24 protein-coding genes are annotated in these 22,797 nt (G+C 62.5%); 10 read left to right on the forward strand and 14 right to left on the reverse strand.

The features are described from left to right. Window positions 1–236 precede the first annotated feature (236 nt). The 7 genes from AC070A_RS15340 to AC070A_RS15370 form a co-directional block, all read right to left on the reverse strand. Entirely contained in the window at window positions 237–1,031 is a 795-nt protein-coding gene (locus tag AC070A_RS15340) for an ABC transporter ATP-binding protein (RefSeq protein ID WP_058321678.1), read from the reverse strand. Continuing rightward, window positions 1,028–1,906 (reverse strand): ABC transporter permease, encoded by an 879-nt coding sequence (locus tag AC070A_RS15345; protein ID WP_113132349.1) that lies wholly within the window; start codon window positions 1,904–1,906, stop codon window positions 1,028–1,030. Before AC070A_RS15345 ends, AC070A_RS15340 begins: the two co-directional genes overlap by 4 nt. 215 nt (window positions 1,907–2,121) lie before the next feature. Further along, window positions 2,122–3,075: an ABC transporter substrate-binding protein gene (locus tag AC070A_RS15350; protein WP_112995646.1), complete on the reverse strand. Its 954-nt coding sequence runs from the start codon at window positions 3,073–3,075 to the stop codon at window positions 2,122–2,124. Window positions 3,076–3,220: 145 nt separating this feature from the next. Then, window positions 3,221–4,456, reverse strand: coding sequence for a dual-specificity RNA methyltransferase RlmN (gene rlmN / locus AC070A_RS15355; RefSeq protein ID WP_057254902.1), 1,236 nt, complete (start codon window positions 4,454–4,456; stop codon window positions 3,221–3,223). Window positions 4,457–4,739: 283 nt separating this feature from the next. Continuing rightward, window positions 4,740–5,243, reverse strand: coding sequence for an invasion associated locus B family protein (locus tag AC070A_RS15360; protein WP_057255088.1), 504 nt, complete (start codon window positions 5,241–5,243; stop codon window positions 4,740–4,742). 397 nt (window positions 5,244–5,640) lie between these two features. Further along, window positions 5,641–6,018 (reverse strand): YkvA family protein, encoded by a 378-nt coding sequence (locus tag AC070A_RS15365; RefSeq protein WP_057254903.1) that lies wholly within the window; start codon window positions 6,016–6,018, stop codon window positions 5,641–5,643. Window positions 6,019–6,122: 104 nt separating this feature from the next. Next, window positions 6,123–6,440: a 4a-hydroxytetrahydrobiopterin dehydratase gene (locus AC070A_RS15370; protein ID WP_057254904.1), complete on the reverse strand. Its 318-nt coding sequence runs from the start codon at window positions 6,438–6,440 to the stop codon at window positions 6,123–6,125. An 89-nt stretch (window positions 6,441–6,529) separates the two neighbouring features. Between AC070A_RS15370 and AC070A_RS15375 the strand changes: the two genes are divergently transcribed. Continuing rightward, window positions 6,530–7,006 (forward strand): low molecular weight protein-tyrosine-phosphatase, encoded by a 477-nt coding sequence (locus AC070A_RS15375; protein ID WP_057254905.1) that lies wholly within the window; start codon window positions 6,530–6,532, stop codon window positions 7,004–7,006. Here the strand turns inward: AC070A_RS15375 and thpR are convergent. Both thpR and AC070A_RS15385 read right to left on the reverse strand, forming a co-directional pair. Then, window positions 6,943–7,533 (reverse strand): RNA 2',3'-cyclic phosphodiesterase, encoded by a 591-nt coding sequence (gene thpR / locus AC070A_RS15380; protein WP_057254906.1) that lies wholly within the window; start codon window positions 7,531–7,533, stop codon window positions 6,943–6,945. The genes AC070A_RS15375 and thpR overlap by 64 nt on opposite strands. A 114-nt stretch (window positions 7,534–7,647) precedes the next feature. Beyond that, window positions 7,648–8,289 (reverse strand): arylesterase, encoded by a 642-nt coding sequence (locus AC070A_RS15385; RefSeq protein ID WP_057254907.1) that lies wholly within the window; start codon window positions 8,287–8,289, stop codon window positions 7,648–7,650. Window positions 8,290–8,354: 65 nt separating this feature from the next. On the opposite strand from AC070A_RS15385, the gene AC070A_RS15390 reads away from it, so the two are divergent. From AC070A_RS15390 to AC070A_RS15405, 4 genes are all read left to right on the forward strand, one after another. Further along, the gene (locus AC070A_RS15390) at window positions 8,355–9,080 is read left to right on the forward strand and encodes an ABC transporter ATP-binding protein (protein WP_112995711.1); all 726 of its coding nucleotides are present in this window, start codon (window positions 8,355–8,357) and stop codon (window positions 9,078–9,080) included. Further along, window positions 9,077–11,629, forward strand: coding sequence for an ABC transporter permease (locus AC070A_RS15395; RefSeq protein ID WP_113736956.1), 2,553 nt, complete (start codon window positions 9,077–9,079; stop codon window positions 11,627–11,629). Before AC070A_RS15390 ends, AC070A_RS15395 begins: the two co-directional genes overlap by 4 nt. A gap of 223 nt (window positions 11,630–11,852) precedes the next feature. Continuing rightward, window positions 11,853–12,590, forward strand: coding sequence for a Bax inhibitor-1/YccA family protein (locus AC070A_RS15400; protein WP_057254909.1), 738 nt, complete (start codon window positions 11,853–11,855; stop codon window positions 12,588–12,590). Between the two features lie 122 nt (window positions 12,591–12,712). After that, window positions 12,713–13,270 carry a GNAT family N-acetyltransferase gene (locus AC070A_RS15405; RefSeq protein WP_058321793.1) on the forward strand — a complete coding sequence of 186 codons (558 nt, stop codon included), beginning with the start codon at window positions 12,713–12,715 and terminating at the stop codon, window positions 13,268–13,270. 224 nt (window positions 13,271–13,494) lie between these two features. On the opposite strand, the gene AC070A_RS15410 is transcribed toward AC070A_RS15405, so the two are convergent. From AC070A_RS15410 to acnA, 3 genes are all read right to left on the reverse strand, one after another. Continuing rightward, a complete protein-coding gene (locus AC070A_RS15410; protein ID WP_058325742.1) occupies window positions 13,495–13,899 on the reverse strand; it encodes a DUF2794 domain-containing protein in 405 nt (134 codons plus the stop codon). A 313-nt stretch (window positions 13,900–14,212) separates the two neighbouring features. Beyond that, window positions 14,213–14,986, reverse strand: coding sequence for a DUF1223 domain-containing protein (locus AC070A_RS15415; protein WP_112995648.1), 774 nt, complete (start codon window positions 14,984–14,986; stop codon window positions 14,213–14,215). Window positions 14,987–15,192: 206 nt separating this feature from the next. Then, window positions 15,193–17,883 (reverse strand): aconitate hydratase AcnA, encoded by a 2,691-nt coding sequence (gene acnA / locus AC070A_RS15420; RefSeq protein WP_112995649.1) that lies wholly within the window; start codon window positions 17,881–17,883, stop codon window positions 15,193–15,195. Between the two features lie 268 nt (window positions 17,884–18,151). On the opposite strand from acnA, the gene ccmA reads away from it, so the two are divergent. From ccmA to AC070A_RS15445, 5 genes are all read left to right on the forward strand, one after another. Further along, a complete protein-coding gene (ccmA, locus tag AC070A_RS15425; protein WP_057254912.1) occupies window positions 18,152–18,802 on the forward strand; it encodes a heme ABC exporter ATP-binding protein CcmA in 651 nt (216 codons plus the stop codon). 36 nt (window positions 18,803–18,838) lie between these two features. Further along, window positions 18,839–19,498 carry a heme exporter protein CcmB gene (ccmB, locus tag AC070A_RS15430; protein ID WP_112995650.1) on the forward strand — a complete coding sequence of 220 codons (660 nt, stop codon included), beginning with the start codon at window positions 18,839–18,841 and terminating at the stop codon, window positions 19,496–19,498. Between the two features lie 164 nt (window positions 19,499–19,662). Next, the gene (locus AC070A_RS15435) at window positions 19,663–20,433 is read left to right on the forward strand and encodes a heme ABC transporter permease (protein WP_112995651.1); all 771 of its coding nucleotides are present in this window, start codon (window positions 19,663–19,665) and stop codon (window positions 20,431–20,433) included. Further along, window positions 20,430–20,606, forward strand: a complete 177-nt coding sequence (gene ccmD / locus AC070A_RS15440; protein WP_082616171.1) for a heme exporter protein CcmD — start codon at window positions 20,430–20,432, stop codon at window positions 20,604–20,606. The genes AC070A_RS15435 and ccmD overlap by 4 nt, the downstream gene beginning before the upstream one ends. After that, a complete protein-coding gene (locus tag AC070A_RS15445; RefSeq protein ID WP_057254914.1) occupies window positions 20,603–21,211 on the forward strand; it encodes a DsbE family thiol:disulfide interchange protein in 609 nt (202 codons plus the stop codon). The genes ccmD and AC070A_RS15445 overlap by 4 nt, the downstream gene beginning before the upstream one ends. A 358-nt stretch (window positions 21,212–21,569) precedes the next feature. Here the strand turns inward: AC070A_RS15445 and AC070A_RS15450 are convergent, their stop codons facing one another. Both AC070A_RS15450 and AC070A_RS15455 read right to left on the reverse strand, forming a co-directional pair. Further along, on the reverse strand, window positions 21,570–22,163 hold the full coding sequence (locus tag AC070A_RS15450; protein WP_057254915.1) for a DUF2585 domain-containing protein: 594 nt from the start codon (window positions 22,161–22,163) through the stop codon (window positions 21,570–21,572). Further along, a complete protein-coding gene (locus AC070A_RS15455; RefSeq protein ID WP_112995713.1) occupies window positions 22,160–22,792 on the reverse strand; it encodes a septation protein A in 633 nt (210 codons plus the stop codon). Before AC070A_RS15455 ends, AC070A_RS15450 begins: the two co-directional genes overlap by 4 nt. Window positions 22,793–22,797 lie beyond the last annotated feature (5 nt).

Consider the following 22,797-nt stretch of genomic DNA (forward strand, 5'->3'; position numbering starts at 1 on the left):
CCGGCATCTTCTCCCCGCTTGCGGGGAGAAGAACACGTGCCGCACTGTTCGGCGGAAACGGTGATTGTTGGGGGTGCTTTCAGGCGAAGTGTAAAGCGGTCATAGGTTGCAACCCACGCCATCTGCCGAAAAAGGACTGAGAGACTGCCACTTGTCTCTTCTCCCCGTGGCAACGGGGAGAAGATGCCGGCAGGCAGATGAGGGGCCGGCTGTGACCGCGAGACAGGCAGACCGGATCAGCCGATCAGCAGGGCGTCGTCGTCGAGCGTCTGGCCGCGGATGCGGCGGAACATGGCGATCAGGTCCTCGACCTGCAATTCCTTGCGGCTGTCGCCGGCGACGTCGAGTACGATCTCGCCGCCGTGCAGCATGATGGTGCGGTGGCCGTAATCGAGCGCCTGGCGCATCGAATGGGTGACCATCATCGTCGTCAGCTTGCGCTCCGAGACGATCTTCTGGGTGAGGTTCATCACGAACTCGGCCATGCCCGGGTCGAGCGCTGCGGTGTGCTCATCGAGCAGCAGCACTTCGGAACCCGCGAGCGTCGCCATGACCAGCGAAACCGCCTGGCGCTGGCCGCCGGAGAGCAGATCCATGCGATCGCCCATGCGGTTTTCAAGGCCGAGGTTGAGTTCGGCGATGCGCTCGCGGAAATGCTCGCGGCGCTTGGGGCCGAGCGCGGCAGTCAGGCCGCGCGCCTCGCCGCGCTTGGCGGCAAGTGCCAGGTTCTCCTCGATGGAGAGAGCGCCGCAGCTGCCGGTCAGCGGATCCTGAAAGACACGGGCGACGAGGCCGGCGCGGGCGGCGGTGCCCTTGCGGCTGACATCGGTCTTGCCGATCATCACCTGGCCTTCGCTCGGCAGCACATCGCCGGCGAGCACGCCGAGAAGTGTCGATTTGCCGGCGCCATTGGAGCCGATGACGGTGACGAAGGAGCCTTGTTCGATCGTCAGGCTAACGCCATTCAGCGCCTGCTTCTGCAGCGGCGTACCCTTGCCGAAGACGACCTGGATGTTGTTGACGCTGATCATGCCGCACCTCCACGACGCAGGCGGGGAAGGACGAGGGCGAAGGTGACGAGCGCGGCGGTGACGAAGTTAAGGTCGGAGGCCTGCAGCCCGAGCATGTCGGTCGACAGCGCCAACTGAATGGCGATGCGGTAGAGGATCGAGCCGAGCACGCAGCCGATCAGTGCGATCAGGATGCCGCGCGCGCCGAGCAGCGTCTCGCCGATAATGACGGCGGCAAGGCCGACGACGATGGTTCCGACGCCCGAGGTGACATCGGCGAAACCGTTGGTCTGGGCAAAGAGCGCGCCGCCGAAGGCGACGAGCGCGTTGGAGATCGCCATGCCCAGATAGATCTGGCGGTTGGTGTCGACCCCTTGCGCGCGAGCCATGCGGGCATTGGCGCCGGTGGCGCGCATCGCGAGACCGGCATCGCTCTCAAGGAAGCGCCAGACGATGATGACGGCGATGACGACGAGCACGCCGATGAACAGCGGCCGGACGTAGAAATCACGAAGACCGAGACCGTAGAAGGGCGACAGCATCGTGTCGGCATTGATCAGCGCGACGTTCGGCTTGCCCATGACGCGCAGGTTGACCGAGAACAGCGCGATCATCGTCAGGATCGAGGCGAGCAGGTTGAGGATCTTGAAGCGCACGTTGAGCATCGCCGTGACGATACCGGCGGCAGCCCCCGCGACCATCGCCACGCAGGCGGCAAGCCATGGGTTGACGCCGGCAATGATCAGAACGGCGGTGACGGCGGCGCCCAGCGGAAACGATCCGTCGACGGTCAGGTCGGGGAAATCGAGTACCCGGAATGCAAGAAAGACGCCGACGGCAACAAAGGCGTAGACCAGCCCCAGTTCCACGGCTCCCCAGAAAGCGATTAGACTCAACCCCAGACCCTCTTTTCTACGTGTCGCGCGTGGTTGTCCTTATGCGACGCTCCCGCCTGGCACATGGGGCCATCTGTGGCCGGGCGCATGTGCGGCTTAGAACTTCGGAGCGGCCCCTCAATCCCAAGGATGCAGGCCCCTCATAGCGAACCGCCCCCGTATGGAACGGAGGCGGGCAAAACGCAACAAACTTGAACCTGAAAAGGCAGAAAGCCTTATTCAACGACGCGCGTTGCGCGCTTTACGACACTTTCCGGAAGGGTGACGCCCATTTTCTCGGCGGCCTTCTTGTTGATCACCAGGTCGGAACCGGCGGCGACCTTCACGGCGATGTCGCCGGGGTTTTCGCCCTTGAGGATGCGCACGACGACTTCGCCGGTCTGCTTGCCGACGTCGTAGTAGTTGAAGCCGAGGGCTGCGAGCGAGCCGCGGGCAACCGAATCCGTGTCGGCGGTGAAGAGCGGCAGCTTGGCTTCTTCAGCGACAGCGACGGCGCCTTCCAGCGCGGAGATGATCGTGTTGTCGGTGGGCACGTAGATCGCATCGGCGCGACCGACGAGGGCGCGGGCCGCACCCTGAACTTCAGCCGACTTGGTGGCGGCGGATTCGACGACGGTCAGGCCGGCCTTTTCGGCTTCGGTCTTGAGAACTGCAAGCAGCGAAACGGAGTTGGCTTCACCGGAATTGTAGAGATAGCCGATCGACTTGGCGTTCGGCAGGATTTCCTTGATCAGCGCGACGTGTTCGGCAACCGGCGACATGTCGGAGAGGCCGGTGACGTTGCCGCCGGGCTTGTCCATGTCCTTGACGAGCTGCGCGCCGAGCGGATCGGAAACGGCGGTGAAGACAACCGGAATGTCGCGGGTCGAGGAGACGACGGCCTGGGCCGACGGCGTCGAGATCGGCACGATCACATTCGGTGCCTCGCCGGCGAACTGGCGGGCGATCTGGGCGGCGGTTGCCGGGTTGCCCTGGGCCGACTCGTAGATGAACTTGAGGTTCTCGCCTTCCTTGTAGCCGGCGGCAGCCAGCGCATCCTTCACGCCGTCGCGGGCGGCATCGAGCGCCGGATGCTCGACGATCGCGGTCACGGCGACGGTCACCTCATCGGCACGGGCCGGCAGAGTGAATGCCACCGTGGCGGCAAGGGCGATGAGAAGTGAGCGCATGGGTTGTCCTCCTGAATTGATTTCCCGCTTTCTTAGGAAACCGGGAGAATGAAATCAATCGATAGGAACTGCATCACCCATCAAAGTTCTTCATCGATCCCGGCGAGCCGGGACCGGAAAACCGCCGCGGGGCAGGCGGTTCGTCTCAGTCCTCGCCGTGATTGGCGATCATCATCGCCTCGAAGGCAAGGCGGTCGACCTTGCGCATGCGCTCGGATTCCGACTTCAGCTGGCCGCAGGCGGCGAGAATGTCGCGACCGCGCGGCGTGCGGATCGGAGAGGCATAACCGGCCTGGTTGATGAAGTCAGCAAACTTCTCGATGTGTTCCCAGTCGGAGCACTGGTAGTTGGTGCCAGGCCACGGGTTGAAGGGGATGAGGTTGATCTTCGCCGGTACCCCCTTCAGGAGCTTCACCAGTTGCTTGGCGTCTTCGAGGCTGTCGTTGACATCCTTCAGCATCACATATTCGAAGGTGATGCGGCGGGCGTTCGAGAGACCCGGATAGGCGCGGCAGGCGTCCATCAGTTCCTTCAGGGGGTACTTCTTGTTGATCGGCACCAGCATGTCGCGCAGGTCGTCGCGCACCGCGTGCAGCGAGATCGCCAGCATGACGCCGATCTCTTCGCCGGTGCGGTAGATTTCCGGCACGATGCCGGAGGTCGAGAGCGTGATGCGGCGCTTGGAGAGCGACAGGCCCTCGCCGTCAGACGCGATCAGCAGTGCGGTCTTGACGTGTTCGAAATTGTAGAGCGGCTCGCCCATGCCCATCATCACGATGTTGGTGATCTTGCGGCCCTCGGCCGGCACGATCGCGCCCTGTGGCGTGTCGCGCTCCGGGAAATCGCCGAGCCGGTCGCGGGCAAGCAGCAGCTGCGCCAGGATTTCTTCGGCCGTCAGATTGCGCACCAGCTTCTGCGTGCCCGTGTGACAGAAGGAACAGGTGAGTGTGCAGCCGACCTGGCTCGAAATGCAGAGCGTGCCGCGGCCTTCTTCGGGGATGTAAACGGTCTCGATCTCGACCGGGCGGCCGGCACCGCGTGCCGGGAAGCGCAGCAGCCACTTGCGGGTGCCGTCGCCGGAGATCTGCTCCTCGACGATTTCGGGCCGGGCAATGGTGAAATGCTGCTTCAGCATCTCGCGCATGTCCTTCGACACGTTCGTCATGTGGTCGAAGTCGGAGACGCCGCGCACGTAGAGCCAGTGCCAGAGCTGACTGACGCGCATCTTGACCTGGCGCTCCGGCACGCCCTTTTCGACGAGGGCCTTCGCCATGTCCTCGCGCAGGAGGCCGATCAGCGACGGCTTCTCCGCTTCGGGCGCTGCGCGCACCTGCGGTGCCCTAGCGATCTCCACCCGGTTCAGAATTTCAGTGGCTGCCATGCTCTTGATGTCCTGTCGTACAGCGTGAGGCCGTCCGGAGAGCGGGTCCGGAATTCGTCCTGATGCGCGAATTGAAATCGGTCGAGCCATCGAAAGCGGCCAATCAGGGCGCGGAGGCTCTCAAGTTGGGCCGGGCTTTAGCATTGTTTTGGCCCGGAGTCACGAGGCAGACCCTTTGAATGCAAAAGGCCGGCTTCGCAGCCGGCCCAATGTCTGGTTCTTCGCCATGGCTTTCACGCCTGTTGTGCCGCAAGACCGCTGCACACTGCGTGACATGCCTGGATTACTTGCAGGCTTCGATCTGCTTCAGCGCAGCCGAGATGCCCGAGAGCGAATAGGAGTAGGAGGTGGCCGTGCCCTTGCGCGACTTGGCGTTGACCGACATGGCCTTGCCGGTCTTCATCGCGGCGACGAGCGCCGGTTCTTCCGCCGCGTTTTCCACCCAGGCGGAGTTGCCCTTGGTAAACATCACGAAGGTGCGGCCGTCGATGACGACGTTGACCTTGGAGTTTTCCTGAAGGGGGTAGCCCATCATCGCCTGCGGCTCATAGCTGATGTTCTGGCCCGGGCGCTGGGATACGAGGAAGAAGATGTCGCCGTGGTCGACGCCGGCCGGGCTCTTTTCCTTCGGAACCGAGAGGACGTAGCAGACCTTGCCGCCGCCGGCGTTGTAGGAATAGGCGCCCCAGGCGTTGAACTGCTGGATGCGCGTCGGAGACTGAGCGGCAGCCATGCTGGCGGTTGCCAGAACGAGTGCGATTGCGGTTGCGATCTTTCTTACAAACATGAGGTCCTGCCGCTTTTCTTGCTTTTCGATCACCCGAAACAGGTCAGACGGGCGACGCGTAGTCATGATTTGATTTGTTTTGACTTAATTCAGGTTACCAAACCGTCAACGAAGGCTGAAAACCGCGGGTTTAGCCCCGAAATGGGGCGGTTTGCCCCATCTGCCCCAGCGTCTTTCACCCGATGATTCGCGGTGAGCGAACCAAGGGTCGATGCCGGATGCGCGTCGCCTCGGAATGCTGTTCCAGAAGGTTTCCTGCCCCAAGCCATTACATGGCGCCAGCCGCGCCTAACCGTGCGACCAGCGTCATTTGCAAGTCTATGCCACAAAGATTCGGGCAAGAGTTTGACTTTCGGGCAGGAATGGGGCGCCACAACCTGGCGGCCGGCTTTCAACATCAGCCCTCGGGCGTGTCGGCCAGCGTCTCGTCGGCCTTGGTATAGTGCGTTTCCTTGATCTGTCCGCTGATGGCGGCGAAGGCCGCGGTCAGCACCGCCACGTCGTCGGAGAAACCGACCACTGCCAGCACGTCGGGCAGGAAGTCGAGCGGCAGCACGAAATAAGCGAGCGCTGCGAGCAGAATGCCGCGGGTGCGTGTCGGCGTCTTCGGGTCAATCGCGCAGTAATAGGCGGCGACGAGATCGCGGCTGAACGGGATCTGCCGGGCAGCGCGCCGAAAGGTCGGCCAGAAGCGTCGCTTCACGCGCTTTTCCCGGCGCTCCTGCTCGGATTCTTCGCCTGGCAAGAGAATTTCACCGATCTTGATGTCGTCCATCGTCCCGCTTCCGGCGCTCTAGCATTTTGATTCCAGAGCATCTTATCCGCTTTCCGCTTGAAAGCGGGATGCTCTGGCGTTTCTCAATATGGGGATCGGCCGTGCTATTTCAAATGATCCGGCATCCGGCCGGCCGCCGCCTTGTCCATGCGCGCCGCCAATTTGAAGTCGAGTTCCGTCAGCCCACCGGCATCATGGGTGGTCAGGGTTACGTCGACGCGATTGTAGACGTTGAACCATTCGGGATGATGGTTGAATTTTTCGGCGACGATCGCGCACTCGGTCATGAAACCGAAGGCTTCGACGAAGTTCTTGAAGCGGAACGCCTTCCAGATCGAGTTGCCGTCTTCGGCTCGCACCCAGCCTTCCATCTTGTGCAGGTTTTCGGCAATCGTTGCCTCGTCGAGCTTTTCCGCAGTCATCGTCTCTCTCCCACACATCGACCTGTTCGAAGGCCGAGCTGCTGCGTATAAATGCGCATCAATCTCCAGTCCTGTCGAAATTGAATAGCATGAAACCGGTCAGAGTTCTTTTCGTTTGTCTCGGCAATATCTGCCGGTCGCCGCTGGCCGAGGGTGTGCTGCGCGCATTGGCCGAGCAAAAGGGATTGGCACCAGCGCTGCAGGTGGATTCGGCCGGAACCGGTGCCTGGCACATCGGCGATCCGCCCGACAACCGCTCGATCCAGGCGGCGCGGCGGCGCGGGATCGACATCTCTGCGCTGCGCGGGCGCCAGGTTCGGCCGGACGATTTCCGGGATTTCGACCTGATCCTCGGCATGGACGAAAACAATGTCCGCACGCTCAAGCGCTTGGCGCCCGCCGATGCGGCCGAGAAGGTGCATCTCTTCCTCGACTATGCGTCCGCCCGCAATCAGGATGTCCCGGACCCCTATTACGAAGGGCCAGAAGCCTTCGAGGCGCTCTACCAGATGCTCGAAGCCGGGTGCTCGTCGTTGCTCGAAAGGTTCGGTGACCGCGCCTCGTGAAGCGGGAAGACCTCTTCCGTGAGGTATGGCCCGCCACCGACCGAGTCGCGCGATGACAGAAGCACGAAGCGCGAGACGGTGAAGAGCGAAGTCATGAAATTACCGCGTCCGGAGAGGTACTCGACCACATCCTCGACGCGGCTTGAGCGCAGCCGGGCGAGCGTCACATGCGGCGTGAATTTTCGCGGATCCGGCCCGAGCCCGAGCCGCTGGCAGATGCGCTCGATCTCGGCCTGAAGGGCGTACATTTCCGGGTGGTTGCTGACGCCGGCCCAGACGGAATGCGGCTTCTTCGAGCCGAAAGCGCCGGTGCCGGTCAGCTGCAGTTGGAATTCCGGTCTTTCGATCCGATCGAGCTTGTCGATGATCTCGTCGGCGGTGCGCCAGTCGACGTCACCGATGAAGCGCAAGGTGATGTGGTAGTTCTCCACATCTATCCAGCGAGCTCCGGGAAGTCCTCCGCGCAGCAACGAAAGACTCATTGCTGCATTGCGCGGAATTTCGAGGGCGGTGAATAGTCTCGGCATGGCGAGCTCCCCGAATCTCTTGCAGATGTCTCAGCGAATCACGCATCGAGTCTGCACGCAACTAGTATTTGACACTTACGAATATTAACGTTCCCTTAACTGTGGACGATGTCATCACTCCGTCTTATTCAAGGTTGCCAGAAAGCGTTCGACGATAGGCAGTGCCTTCTCGACCATTACGCCGACGCCGTCGCCATTGGGATGCATGCCGTCTTCGAGCTTGAGCTTCGCCTCGGTCACCACGCCGTCGAGGAAGAACGGGTAGAGTTCCAGCCCATATTTTTCGGCGAGCTCCGGGAAGATCGGGTTGAAGCGGGCGGCATAGTCGGCGCCCATGTTCGGCGGTGCCATCATGCCCGCGAGCAGCACCGGAATGCCACGGTCCTTGAGGCGCGTAATCATCGCCTCGATGTTCTTGCGGGTCTCTTCCGGCGGGATACCGCGCAGCGCATCGTTGGCGCCAAGCTCGAGGATCACGCCCTTTGTGCCATCGGGCACGGACCAGTCGATGCGGGCAAGACCGCCGGATGAGGTGTCGCCGGAAACGCCGGCGTTCGCGATCGTCACGTCCAGGCCCTTTTCCTTCAGCGCCTTTTCGAGCCGAGCGGGGAAGGCGTCCTGCGGCGGGAGCTGATAGCCCGCCATCAGGCTGTCGCCGAACCCCACGAGGCTGATCGTCTCGGCGCGTGCTGCCGATGATAACGCAATTGTCATCGTCAGTGCCAAGAAAACCCGTTGAAATCCTTTTAATGCCATGGGCCTGTTCCTAAATCCCGAATGCCGTTTCTGTTCCCCATTTCGTTCATATAGGGTTGTTTCGCTTGGCCAGCACCATCATCGAACTCAAAAACGCGGATCTGACCCTCGGGGAGGCGGCGGCCTCGGTGCACGTGCTGAAGGGCATGAGCCTCACGATCGATGCCGGCGAGTCCGTCGGCATCGTCGGTCCGTCGGGTTCGGGGAAGTCGACGTTGTTGATGGTGCTTGCCGGGCTCGAGCGGCTGGATAGCGGTGAGATCGTCATCGACGGTACGCCGTTGCATCGGCTTGACGAGGACCGGGTGGCGGACTTCCGCGGGCGCAACATCGGCATCGTCTTTCAGTCCTTCCACCTCATCCCCAACATGACCGCGCTCGAAAACGTCGCGGTGCCGCTCGAACTCGCCAATGTGGCCGGCGCCTTCGAGATCGCGCGCAAGGAACTCGTCGCCGTCGGTCTCGGCGAGCGGCTCAGCCACTATCCCGGCCAGCTTTCCGGCGGCGAACAGCAGCGTGTGGCGATCGCTCGCGCCTTGGCGCCTTCGCCGAAACTGCTGATCGCCGACGAGCCGACCGGCAACCTCGACGCCGACACCGGACGCCAGATCGCCGATCTGCTTTTCGCCGAACAGCGTGACCGCGGCATGACACTCGTGCTCGTGACGCATGATGCGGCACTTGCCGCGCGTTGCGTGCGGCAGGTCCGCGTCCGCTCCGGCGAGATCGTCGCCGGCGGCGAGGCGGGGCCGCTTGCAGTGACGCCGCGCCAGGAGGCGGCCTCGGCATGAGCGGCGCGTCATCGGTTCGGCTGCGGCCGCTGCTTGCCCTTCGCCTGGCACTGCGCGAAATGCGTGGCGGGCTTAGAGGTTTCTACATTTTCCTCGCCTGCATCGCGCTCGGGACCGCGGCGATTGCCGGCGTCAATTCGCTGTCGCAATCGATCACCGCGACGATCGCCACGCAGGGGCAGGAACTGCTCGCCGGCGACATCCGCTTTGAGCTTAACAATCGCGTCGCGACGTCCGACGAGCGGGCCTATCTCGACAGTCTCGGAACCGTCGCGGTTTCCGCCGGCTTGCGCTCGATGGCGCGGTTGCCCGACGGATCCAACCAGGCGCTGGTCGAACTGAAGGCGATCGATGTCGCCTACCCGCTCTACGGCGCGCTGGAAAGCGAGCCGAACCGTCCGCTGCATGAGCTGCTGGCGCGCGATGGCGAGACCTTTGGCGCCGTCGTGGCACCGCTGCTGCTCGACCGTCTTGGCGTGCAGGTGGGAGATGAGATCCTTCTCGGCAACGCCAGGATCCGGATCGCCGGCACGATCGTGCGCGAGCCGGACGCCTTGTCCGACGGCTTCGGCTTTGCTCCCCGCCTGATGGTCTCGGCCGAGGCGCTGGCCGTGAGCGGCCTGGTGCAGACAGGAAGCCTTGTTGAGCATAGCTACAAGGTGAAGGTCGCCGACCCGACGCAGCTCGCGGCCATTCGCACGGATGCCGAGAAGCGCTTTCCGGCGGCCGGCTGGTCGATCCGCACCAGCGCCAACGCCGCGCCGTCGCTGACGGCGAACATCACCCGCTTCTCGCAGTTCCTGACTCTTGTCGGGCTGACGGCGCTGATCGTCGGCGGCGTCGGCGTCGCCAACGCGGTGCGCGCCTATCTCGACCAGAAGCGCAGCGTGATCGCGACCTTCAAATGCCTGGGCGCTCCTGCCTCGCTGGTGGCGATGATCTATCTCGCGCAGATCCTGATGATCGCCTTGATCGGCATCGTGATCGGCCTGTTGCTTGGCATGCTGATCCCCTTCATCGCGGCGCAGTTCCTGGCAGATCTATTGCCGATCTCGACGGAGTTTCATCTCTATCCGGGTGCGCTCGGTCTTGCCGCGCTCTTCGGCGTGCTGACGGCGCTGACCTTCGCCATTCTGCCACTTGGCCGGGCACGGGCCATTCCGGCAATCGCGCTCTTCCGCCAGCAGGGCTTCGACCCCTCCGGCTTTCCGGCATGGCCCTATTTGCTGGGCGCCGTCGCTTGTCTTGCTGCACTTGCGGGGCTTGCGATCTGGACGGCCTACGACCGCTATATTTCGCTGGTGTTCCTGGGCGCGATCGCCTTTGCCTTCATTGTCCTGCGCGTCGTCGCGCTGCTGATCGCCTGGCTTGCGCGCCGCAGCCCGCGGGTCAACTCGCCGGCCCTCAGACTGGCGATCGGCAACATCCACCGCCCCGGCGCCCTCACGTCCTCGGTCGTGTTGTCGCTGGGTCTTGGGCTGGCATTGCTTGTGACGCTGGCTCTGATCGACGGCAATCTGCGCCGCGAGCTTACCGGCAGCATGGCGGAGCGCGCGCCGAACTTCTTCTTCGTCGATATTCAGGGCAACGAGATCGAAGGCTTCCGCTCGGTGCTCAACCGGACGATCCCGAAGGGCAAGGTCATCGAGGTGCCGATGCTGCGCGGCCGGATCATTGCCTTCAACGGTGAGGACGTGAACAGCCGCAACGTGCCGCCCGGCGGCCAATGGGTGCTGCGCGGCGACCGCGGCATCACCTATGCCAAGAACAAGCCGGAGAACTCGACGCTTTCCGCGGGCGCGTGGTGGCCGGCCGACTATAGCGGCGAGCCCTTGGTTTCCTTCTCGGCGGAAGAGGCCGGCGAACTCGGCCTGAAGATCGGCGACACCGTGACCGTCAACGTGCTTGGCCGCAACATCACCGCCAAGATCGCCAATTTCCGCAACGTCGAGTGGGAATCGCTTTCGATCAACTTCGTCATGGTGTTTTCGCCGAACACCTTCGCCGGTGCGCCGCATGCGTGGTTGGCAACCGTCATCGATCCGGCAGCGACGCCGGAAGAGGAGGCGGCGGTGCTGAAGGCCGTCACCAACGCCTATCCGACGATCACAAGCGTGCGGGTGAAGGATGCTCTCGACATCGTGAACGGGCTGCTTGGACAGTTGGCAACCGCCATCCGGGCGGCGGCCGCAGTGGCGCTCGTCGCCTCCGTCCTGGTGCTTGCCGGTGCGCTCGCCGCTGGCAACCGGGCGCGCGTCCACGACGCCGTGGTGCTGAAAACGCTGGGTGCGACGCGCGCGACCCTTATCCGGGCGTTCAGCTACGAATATGCCATTCTCGGCCTCGCAACGGCGGTTTTCGCCCTGTTTGCCGGCGGAGTTGCCGCCTGGTTCGTCGTCAGCCGCATCATGAAGTTGCCGTCAGACTTCCTGCCGGATGTCGCGATCCTGACCGTCGTCGGGGCGCTGGTGATGACCGTCGGCATCGGTCTTGCCGGTACCTGGCGTATTCTCGGGCAGAAGGCGGCGCCGGTCCTGCGGGAGCTTTGAGCGGTGAAGTTAACCGTAAATCCCTGTCGTGCATGCCGGAAACGGCCGGATGCGTTCGAATCCAGGGGCTTCGGGTCTTGTACGCAACGGGTTTCGGCATCATATTTATCCACAGGCATGCTGGAGCTCCGCAGCGGCGCCTGGGCGTGGAAGCCAGCCTTCCAAAGCGAGACTGTTCGCCGCCCGACACCGTAACTTCCACCGGAGCTTAAATGAGGAAACAATGGCTGATCTGAGAAACTACCAAACCCGAATGTCGCCCGCCGGCGCTCAGGCGGGTGCCGTGATCGATGAGGGCCTTCGCGCGTACATGCTGAAGGTCTACAACCTGATGGCCCTGGGCCTGGCGATCACCGGCGTGGCAGCTTACGGAACCTATGCGCTTGCCGCCTCCAATCCGGCATTCGCCCAGCTCATCTACGCTTCGCCCCTGAAGTGGGTCGTGATGCTGGCGCCGCTGGCGATGGTCTTCTTCATGAGCTTCCGCATTAATTCGATGAGCGTCTCCGCAGCACAGACGACGTTCTGGATCTATGCCGCCCTGATGGGCCTGTCTCTGTCGTCGATCTTCCTGGTCTTCACCGGCCAGAGCATCGTGCAGACGTTCTTCGTCACGGCCGCTTCGTTCGGCGCTCTGTCGCTCTACGGCTACACGACCAAGAAGGACCTGTCGGGCTTCGGCACGTTCCTGATCATGGGCCTCTTCGGCCTGATCATCGCGTCGATCGTCAACATCTTCCTTGCTTCGTCGGCCCTCGGCTTCGCGATCTCCGTGATCGGTGTTCTGATCTTCGCTGGCCTCACCGCCTACGACACGCAGAAGATCAAGGAAATGTACTACGAAGCCGATGACAGCACCGTTGCCGGCCGCAAGGCGATCATGGGCGCGCTGACGCTCTACCTCGACTTCATCAACCTGTTCATGTTCCTGCTGCAGTTCATGGGCAACCGGAACAACTAAGCTTGAAACGAATAGCGGAAAAGGCGGCCTCGGCCGCCTTTTTTGTTGCCGGAAATAGTTGATCGCGTCCCGGCCCCCATGGGAGTAAAGGACGACGAAACCTCGAGATGCAGTTTACCGCCATGTCCCTGAGTCTGCGTGACGCCACCTTGGCCGACCTTCCTGCCATCGCAGCGATCTATCGCGAATCCGTACTGAACGGCGTCGCCACCTATGAGATCGAACCTCCTTCCGAAGCGGAGATGCGAAACCGCTTCGAGACGATCATCGGCAACGGCTACCCCTATGTGGTCGCATGCGATGGCAGCGGATCGATCGTCGGCTATGCCTATGCGTCCGCCTTCCGGACGCGCACGGCCTATCGCTTTCTGGTCGAGGATTCGATCTACCTGGCGCCGGAAGCGCGCGGCAAGGGTGCTGGCAAGGCGCTGCTCGTCGAACTCATTCGTCGTTGCACCGAGCTCGGCTTCCGGCAGATGGTTGCGGTGATCGGCGGTGCCCACCCGGCATCGATCGCCGTACACAGTTCGCTCGGCTTCGAGCATCAGGGCACGATGAAAGCGACCGGCTTCAAGCATGGCCGTTGGCTCGACACGGCGATCATGCAGCTCGCGCTTGGCGAGGGCCAGAAGAGCGATCCGCCGGAAGACGTCTATCCAGACACGCTCTATCAGAACTGATCGTCGCCTCGCGGACGCCCGACATGCGCTGATTGCAGTCGGCCGTCCCGGGGCGGGTCAAAGCCCTGCGTCGGAAGAGGTCGCCGCGCATCTCACCGGGACGCCGGTGCGGATCAGGTCTTAAGGCGCGTCGCGATCTTGCAGGTCCGCTCCCAGCGCTTCAAGCTTCTGATATTTCGCAGGTCGTTATTGCAAAACCGCTGCGCAGTTTTGCGCGACCTGCTTCAGGTTTCCACCAGCTTCAGGACCTTGTCGAACACCTTGAGCACCTGGGCGAGCTCGTGGCCGCGTTTCAGGATCGTGCCGTGAATGTTCAGCACGCTATAGGCGCCCTGTTTCGTCGACAGCTTCGGGTTCTTCTCGATCCGGTAGAGCGGCATTTCTCCCGAACGCTTGAACACCGAGAAGACCGCGCGGTCCTTCAGGTGGTCGATGGCGTAGTCCCGCCATTCGCCTTCGCCGACCATTCGACCGTAGACCCAAAGGATCTGGTCCAACTCGCGGCGATGGAAAGTGATGGGGGGAGGGTTCTTGGCGTTCTTGTATTCGTGAAGATGGACGACCACTTCGGAAGTGGTCTCGCGCTGATGGCGCGCCTCGCCTTGCGGCAAATCCGGCTCATCGGTCATCGGCAATCCGGCCTTCTGTTGTGACAGAACGATAACAGTGTGCCTGACGTGAGCCGAAAAGCAAGCCGGAAGCCGTTGGACGAAGAGGGCATTTCTTACCTCTGCCCCATTTCAGTCAAATCGCCGCCCCAATTCACCGCAAAACTCGCGAGCGCTGACGGACAGAGTCGTTGCCACCGTATGTCCGGTCAGGTCGTCATGCTGCGGGAGTTCACCGAACGCAGCCATGGCCGGTTCGGTCCGGTAACTTCGAACCCTCAGCCCCAGCCCCTCGATGCTGCCGGGCCGAACCACCCCCTTGCGCCGCGCCCGCTTACAACTTGCCTTGCGGGCCGGCGAGCACCGCCGTGGCGCCGATGATCGCGCCCGGCGTTTCCTTGTCCTTCATCGATTGCAAGAGAACGGCACAGCCACTGTTGCCGGGGCGCTCGGTCAGAACTGTTGCGGGAAGGGTGAAGGTTGCCGGCTTTCCGTCCCACATGCCGATCGTCTGAATGTCGCGCACGGCATGCCAGTAGGGGATTTCCTTGCCGCTGTTCTCCCCCTTCTCCATCTTCACCACTTTCGCGCGGTCGAAATAGACGACGACGACGTTCGCCTTGCCGATGCCGCTACCGACGTTGATCTGGATTTCTTCGCCCTGGATCTTCGCCTCGACGGGAACGGCAAGCCCCTTGCCTTCGGCCTTCATTGTCTCCAGCCGCGTTTTGATCGCCTGAAGATTGCCGCCGTTGACATGGTCGCGCCCGTTCAGGATCGCCTGGGGCGTATAGACGCCATTGCGACCGAGCATCCGGGCATAGGCATATTGCCGTTCGGTATTTTCCTTGGAGGCCAGTGTGTCGGCCCAACCGAGATAGTTCCAGTAGTCGACATGGTAGGCGAGCGCCACGACATCACCGCCATCGACAAGCGCCTTCAGCGCCGCATCGGCCGGCGGGCAGGAGGAACAGCCCTGGCTGGTGAACAGTTCCACGACGCCTTTGATCACCTGTCCGTCCTGTGCCCCGGCCGGTGCACCAGCGGCTGCGAACAGCCCGAAAGCCAGTGCAAAAGGGCGAATGAAAGAACGGTCTGCGGATGTCATGGCGTCACTTCGTTGGGGGCCGTCGGCCTACTCCTTATGGGGGAGTTCATTACATACGCCGGCCACGCATCAACGGGAAGTCACGTTGGAGTGAGGTGGCGGGTGAGCACAGGCTTGTGTTGGGACGTTTTGGGATTTGACAACCAAAGAAAGAGCCGGGTCGCCTCTCGGCGTCCCGGCTCCAATGCTTCGCGATGGTCTGGCGATCAGGCGGCGAGGTCGCGCAGAACCGTCTGCAGGATGCCGCCGTTGTTGACGTAGGTCACTTCGTCCAGCGTATCGATCCGGCAGATCAGCGGAATTTCCTTCGCGCTGCCGTCGCCATAGGTGACCTTGGCAACGCGCTTTTCGCGAGGCTGGACATTGGCGAGGTTGTCGATGGTGACGATTTCATCGCCCTTGAGGCCCAGCGATTCCCAGGTCGTGCCTTCTTCGAAGACGAAGGGGATGACGCCCATGCCGACCAGGTTCGAGCGGTGGATACGCTCGAACGACTGCGCGATGACGGCCTTGACGCCGAGCAGATTGGTGCCCTTCGCAGCCCAGTCGCGCGACGAACCGTTGCCGTATTCGACGCCGGCGAAGATGACGAGCGGAACGCCCTCTTCCTTGTATTGCATGGCGGCGTCGTAGATCGACATCTCTTCCTTCGACGGATAGTGGATGGTGTAGCCACCTTCCTTGCCGTTCGGGCCGAGCATGTGGTTGCGGATGCGGATGTTGGCAAACGTGCCGCGCATCATCACCTCATGGTTGCCGCGACGCGTACCGTACTGGTTGAAGTCGGCAACGCCGACGCCATGACCGATGAGGTAGGCACCAGCCGGCGAGGCAGCCTTGATCGAACCGGCCGGCGAGATGTGGTCGGTGGTGATCTTGTCGCCGAATAGGCCGAGGACGCGCGCGCCCTTGATGTCGGAGATGCCCGAGCCGGACTTGCCCATGCCGACGAAGTAGGGTGGGTTCTGCACGTAGGTCGAGCCATCGTCCCAGGCGTAGGTCTGGCCCGGAGGAACCTGAACGGCCTGCCAGTTTTCGTCGCCCTTGAAGACGTCCGCGTACTTGGTCGCGTAGAGTTCGCGGGTGACGTACTTGAAGATGAACTCCTGGATTTCCTTGGAGGTCGGCCAGATGTCCTTGAGGAAGACCGGGTTGCCGTCCTTGTCTTCGCCGAGCGGTTCGTTGGTCAGGTCCTTCTGGACCGTACCGGCGAGTGCATAGGCGACGACGAGCGGCGGCGAGGCGAGGTAGTTTGCCTGGACGTCCGGCGAGATACGGCCTTCGAAGTTGCGGTTGCCGGAGAGAACGCCGGCGGCGATCAGGCCCTTGTCGTTGATCGTCTTCGAGATCGGCGCCGGCAGCGGACCGGAGTTGCCGATGCAGGTGGTGCAGCCAAAGCCGACGAGGTTGAAGCCGAGCGCGTCGAGGTCCTTCTGCAGGCCGGACTTGGCCAGGTACTCACCGACGACCTGCGATCCCGGTGCGAGCGAGGTCTTGACCCAGGGCTTGGACTTCAGGCCCTTGGCAACGGCGTTGCGGGCGAGCAGGCCGGCGGCGATCAGAACCGACGGGTTGGAGGTGTTGGTGCACGACGTGATCGCAGCGATGGCAACGTCGCCATGGCCGAGATCGAAATCGGTGCCTTCTACGGCGTAGCGGTTCGAAAGCTGGCCCGGCTTCTTGTAGTCGCCTTCGAGCGCGGTTGCGAAGCCCGACGCGATGCTTTCGAGCGGGATGCGGCCTTCTGGACGCTTCGGACCAGCCATAGCGGGAACGACGTCGCCGAGGTCGAGTTCCAGCGTGTCGGTAAAGACAAGCTCCGAGCCGTCACCGTCGCGCCACATGCCTTGCGCCCTGGAATAGGCTTCGACGAGCGAAATGCGCTGCTCTTCGCGGCCGGACATGGTGAGGTAGTTGATGGTCTCGCTGTCGACCGGGAAGAAGCCGCAGGTGGCGCCGTATTCCGGACCCATGTTGCCGATGGTCGCACGGTCAGCGAGCGTCATGTTGTCGAGGCCCGGGCCGAAGAATTCGACGAACTTCGAAACGACGCCCTTCTTGCGCAGCATCTGAACGACCATGAGCACGAGGTCGGTCGCGGTGACGCCCTCTTTCAGCTTGCCCGTCAGCTTGAAGCCGATGACTTCAGGCAGAAGCATGGAGACCGGCTGGCCGAGCATCGCGGCTTCAGCTTCGATACCGCCAACGCCCCAGCCGAGAACGCCAAGGCCGTTGATCATGGTGGTGTGGCTGTCGGTGCCGACGCAGGTATCCGGGTAGGCGGTGATTTCGCCATCTTCTTCACGGGTCCAGACGGTCTGGCCCAGATACTCCAGATTGACCTGGTGACAGATGCCGGTGCCGGGCGGGACGACGCGGAAGTTCTTGAACGCCTGCTGGCCCCACTTCAGGAAGCGGTAGCGCTCGCCGTTGCGCTGGTATTCGAGCTCGACGTTGCGGGCAAAGGCGTTCGGCGTGCCGAATTCGTCGACGATGACGGAGTGGTCGATGACGAGGTCGACGGGAACGAGCGGGTTGATCTTTTCCGGGTCGCCGCCGAGCGAGACCATGGCGTCGCGCATTGCAGCGAGGTCGACCACGGCGGGAACGCCGGTGAAGTCCTGCATCAGCACGCGGGCCGGGCGGTAGGCGATTTCGTTTTCAGCCGTGCCCTTGTCGTTGAGCCAGGCGGCAACGTTCTCGATGTCCTTCTTGGTGACGGAGCGGCCGTCTTCATTGCGCAGCAGGTTCTCGAGCAGAACCTTCATCGAGTAGGGCAGCTTGGAAACGCCGGCGAGACCGTTCGCCTCCGCCTTCGGCAGGCTGTAATAGACGTAGTCCACACCGTTGACGGTGAGCGTGGAGCGACAATTGAAGCTGTCTAGGGATTTGGACACTGGATAATACCCCGTTCCGTCTGATCGCCAAAAACTGACGTACGAACGCCCGAGCGCAATGAAGCGCGAATTGGGATGCGGGTGCGGCCATTTCCGCTGTCCGTACGTGGAAATTCATTCCATGTTCGGCGCTAGGATGAAATTCACGCCGACCGCTGGCGTGTTGGCCGCCTTATAGATAATTTCTCCAAAACGTGCCAGAGCAACGAAGGTCCAATTGGAACTTTTTTTGCTCTGCGGAAGACACGCGAAGGGAAGTCTAATATTCATGCGCCTGCTGGCTGAAGGTTTGAGTGCGAAGCGCGGCGAGGATCTGATTTTTAACGATATTTCCTTTGCGCTCGATACCGGTGAGGCCCTTGTGGTGACGGGTCCGAACGGCTCGGGAAAGTCGACTTTGCTGCGGGTTCTGGCCGGGTTGCTGAGCCCCGAAAGCGGACATTTGAAACTTGAGAACGCCCCCCCAGAAATAGCTCACCCATCGGAGCTCAGCCACTATCTCGGGCATCGCAACGCGATGAAGCGCGAATTGACCGTCGCAGAAAATCTTTCCTTCTGGCAGCGTTTCATGGGCGATTCGCCCGGCGGCGTCGGAATCGCTCTTACCGAGGCGGTCGAAGCGGTCGGCCTGCCTGATATCGCGCATCTGCCCTTCGGATATCTCTCGGCCGGCCAGCAGCGCCGCATGGCGATGGCGAAGCTGCTCGTCGCCCATCGTCCGATCTGGATTCTCGACGAGCCGACCGCGGCACTCGACGCCGGCGCCGATCGGCTGTTTGCCGACCTGGTAAAGGCGCATCTCGGGAAGGGCGGCATCGTGATCGCAGCGACGCATCAACCGCTGGGGCTCGATCAAACGAGGGAATTGCACATGAAGGGCTTCGAGCATTTCGCGGGAGGGCTCTGGCATGATGCGTAAAAGCGCGTCCGTGCTCGCTGCCGGGAGAGTGCCGGCATGATCGCGCTCTTCTTCCGCGATCTGAAGCTGTCGATACGCGCCGGCGGCGGCGCGATGATCGGCGTGCTCTTCTTCATGACCGTGGTCGCGGTCATTCCCTTCGGCGTCGGCCCGGATCTGAACCTGCTTTCGCGCATCGGCCCGGCGATCCTGTGGATCGGCGCGCTGCTCGCCTCGCTACTCGGTCTCGACCGCCTGTTCCAGGCGGAGCGGGACGACGGTTCGCTCGACCTGATGCTGATGCAGGAGACGCCGCTGCTTTTCACCGTCTTCGTCAAATGCGCGGCCCATTGGGCAGCGACCGGCCTGCCGCTGGTGATCGCCTCGCCCTTGCTCGGTCTCTTCATGAACATGCGCGAGATCGCGATCGGCGCCACCATGCTGACGCTTCTGATCGGCACGCCGGCGATCACCTTCATCGGTGCGGTCGGCGCTGCCGTCGCCGTGTCGTTGCCACGGGGCGGGCTGCTGGTGTCGATCCTGGTGCTGCCGCTTGCGATCCCGGTGCTGATCTTCGGCGTCAGCGCCGTCTATGCGGCGATCGAGGACCCGGCGCCGTTCCTGCCGCCCCTGATGATCCTCGCGGCGATCACCCTGTTCTTTGCCGTCATCGGGCCGGTTGCCGCCGCCGCAGCACTTCGGCACGCGTCCGATTGACGCAATGAGAGCGGAACGGCTGAAACAGTTTGCGGTTTTCCGTCGCAGCCGTCGCTAAGTCCTTCAGATCGATCACGTTTATGATTGGCGGCCCAAACTGATCGTGATCGGTCGATTGACGCGGATCAATTGCAGCAGGGGGACTTAAGCGTTAAAGAGCCATCATGAGCGAAAACAGCCTGGCCATCCGCAAATTCAGCGACCTCGCCAACCCGACACGGTTCCTGGCGCTGGCCGACCGTCTGCTGCCGTGGCTTGCCGGCCTGACCGCGCTGTTCTTCGCCGTCGGCCTCTGGCTGTCCTTCGCCACAGAAGGCGACTACCAGCAGGGCGAGACGGTGCGCATCATGTATGTGCACGTGCCCGCTGCCTGGCTGTCGATGATGTGTTATTCGGTGATGGCGCTGGCAGCGCTTGGCACGCTCGTTTGGCGCCATCCGCTGGCAGATGTTTCTTCGCGCGCGGCCGCGCCGATTGGCGCCTGTTTCACTTTCCTGGCGCTCGTCACCGGCTCGCTTTGGGGCAAGCCGATGTGGGGCACCTGGTGGGTCTGGGACGCGCGGCTGACGTCGGTCTTTGTGCTGTTCCTCATGTATCTGGGACTGATGGCGCTCAACCGCGCGATCGACGACCCCGCACGGTCTTCCAAGGTTTCCGCAGTGCTGGTGCTGGTCGGTTTCGTCAATATCCCGATCATCAAGTTCTCGGTCGAATGGTGGAACACGCTGCATCAACCGGCGAGCGTCATGCGGCTCGACGGGCCGACGATCGATCCCGAGTTCCTGTGGCCGCTGATCGTGATGGCGGTTGCCTTCACGCTTCTGTTCTTCACGCTGCACATCGCCGCCATGCGCAACGAAATCCTGCGCCGGCGGGTCACTGCGCTGCGCCGTCTGGCGGCGCGCAGCGCTGGCCGGGGAGCGCGCACGAAATGATGAGCCACGCCGCTTACGTCTTCACGAGTTATGGAATAGCGACGCTGACCGTCCTCGGCCTGATCGGCTGGGTGGTTCTGGATGGGCGCGCGCGCCGGCGCGAACTTGCCGAGCTCGAAGCATCCGGCATCCGCAGGCGCTCGGCCGAACCGGCGTCGGGAGAGACACGATGACCAGCACTCCTGCGCCCGGCAGCGACGAGCGCAAACCGGGGCCGATGCGTTTCGTGCTCGCGGCACTGCCGCTCATCATTTTCGCCGGGCTTGCGGCGATCTTCTGGAGCCAACTCAATTCCGGCAAGGACGTGAGCGAGATCCCGTCCGCACTGATCGGCACGAAGGCGCCGAAACTCGACCTTCCTGCACTCGAAGGGGCGACCCGCGATGGCCAGCCGATGCCGGCGCTGACCGACGTGGCGATCAAAGGCAAGCTGACGCTCGTCAACGTCTGGGCCTCCTGGTGCGTGCCCTGCCGTCAGGAGCATCCCTTCATTCTGGAACTGTCGAAGGACCCGCGGCTCACCGTCGTCGGCATCAATTACAAGGACCAGAACGAAAACGCGCTGCGTTTCCTCGGCGAGCTCGGCAATCCATTTTCCGCCGTCGGCGTCGATCCCCGCGGCAAGGCGGCGATCGATTGGGGTGTCTACGGTATTCCGGAATCCTATCTGGTCGGCGCCGATGGCACGATCCTCTACAAGCGTGTCGGCCCGTTCGACGAGAACAGCGTCAAGAATGGACTGCTGCCGGCCATCGAGAAGGCTACCGCCGGCTCGTGAGTGGTTCGGGCCATTTCGAGAGCAGTTGGGGCTGTAAAACCTGACCGAGAACCGGGGCAGTTTTTCGCCGGGGGCTACTTCACCCACCTCATCCCTGTGCTTGTCACAGGGATCCAGCCACGGTGCGTCTGCACCGTGAATGACATCCCGACCAGAAGCAGCCACAGCTCGCCTAGCGGCACATTTCTGAAAAGTTCGCTTCCGGCCGGAACTTTCCAGTCGGAACAGAGCTCCCCAGCGCCGCGGACGCGGCGCTGCTGGATCCCTGTGACAAGCACAGGGATGAGGGAGGCTGAGGGAACGGTTCGCTTCCGATAGATATCTGGATGTGAAAGGTTGGCCTATACGCCGAGCCCGACTAAATCCCCGCCTGCCAATCCCTGACGGCATCGAGCGGCCAGACCAGCATCAGCACGTTCAAAGTGAGGTTGTCGCGGATCAGCCAACCAGTGAAAAGCTCGAAGACGATGGCGATCGTGACCGTCAGCCAGACGGGCATGCGGGCCGCGAACATAAAGCCCGCGACCATCGCCAGGGTGTCCATGGTCGAATTCAGGATGCTGTCGCCGAAATAGTCGAGCGAGATCGTCGCCGATCGGTAGCGGTTGATCACCATGGGGGTGTTTTCGGCGATTTCCCAGGCGGATTCGATCGCCATCGCCAGGAAGAGCTTTGCCGTCAGCGGCTTGCGGCGCAAAAGCAGGTGGCCGAGGCCGTAGAACAGGAAGCCGTGGATGATGTGGGAGGGTGTGTACCAGTCGGCGATGTGCTGCGAGTTGCCGCTGGATTTGACGACGGGTTCGAAGAGTTTGACGTAGCCGCAGTCGCAGATCCAGATGCGACCCATCAGATGCTGGGTGACGATCTGTATCAGCAGAACCGCGAAACAGGCGGCGAGCCAGAGGAGTGCGTGCCGGTTGCGGCTGTCATTCTCCTCAAGCGCGGTGCTCACTCGGCGTTCTCCTGGTCAAGCGAATGTTTCATGATCAAGGGCATCTGGGCGAGCGTGAAGAGGATGGTGATCGGCATCGTGCCCCAGACCTTGAAGGCGACCCAGAAATCGGTCGAGAACGAACGCCAGACCACTTCGTTGAGCACGGCCAGGAACACAAAGAACACACCCCAGCGCAGCGTGAGCTTGCGCCAGCCGTCCTCGTCGAGCTTGAAGGCGGAGTGAAAGACGTAGCCGAGCAGCGACTTACCGAAGAGAAGACCGCCGAGCAGGATCGCGCCGAACAGCGTGTTGACGATCGTCGGCTTCATCTTGATGAAGGTGTCGTTCTGCAGCCACAGCGTCAGCGCACCGAAGACGAAGACGACGATGCCTGAGATCAGCGGCATCATCGGCAGGGTGCGGGTCAGCATCCAGGAGACGGCGAGCGCGATCGCGGTCGCGGCCATGAACAGGCCGGTGGCGATGAAGATCGGACCGCCGAGCTCGGCGAGCGCCGGGAAATGCCCGGCCAGCCATTCGCCGCGCGAATTGGCGAAGAAGAAGACCATCAGCGGTCCAAGCTCCAGCACCATCTTGAGCAAGGGGCTGACTTCCTTCTGCGGCTTGGTAGCCTCGATCGACGACATTTCCG

Source organism: Ensifer sp. GW101-20A05, assembly GCF_059424735.1.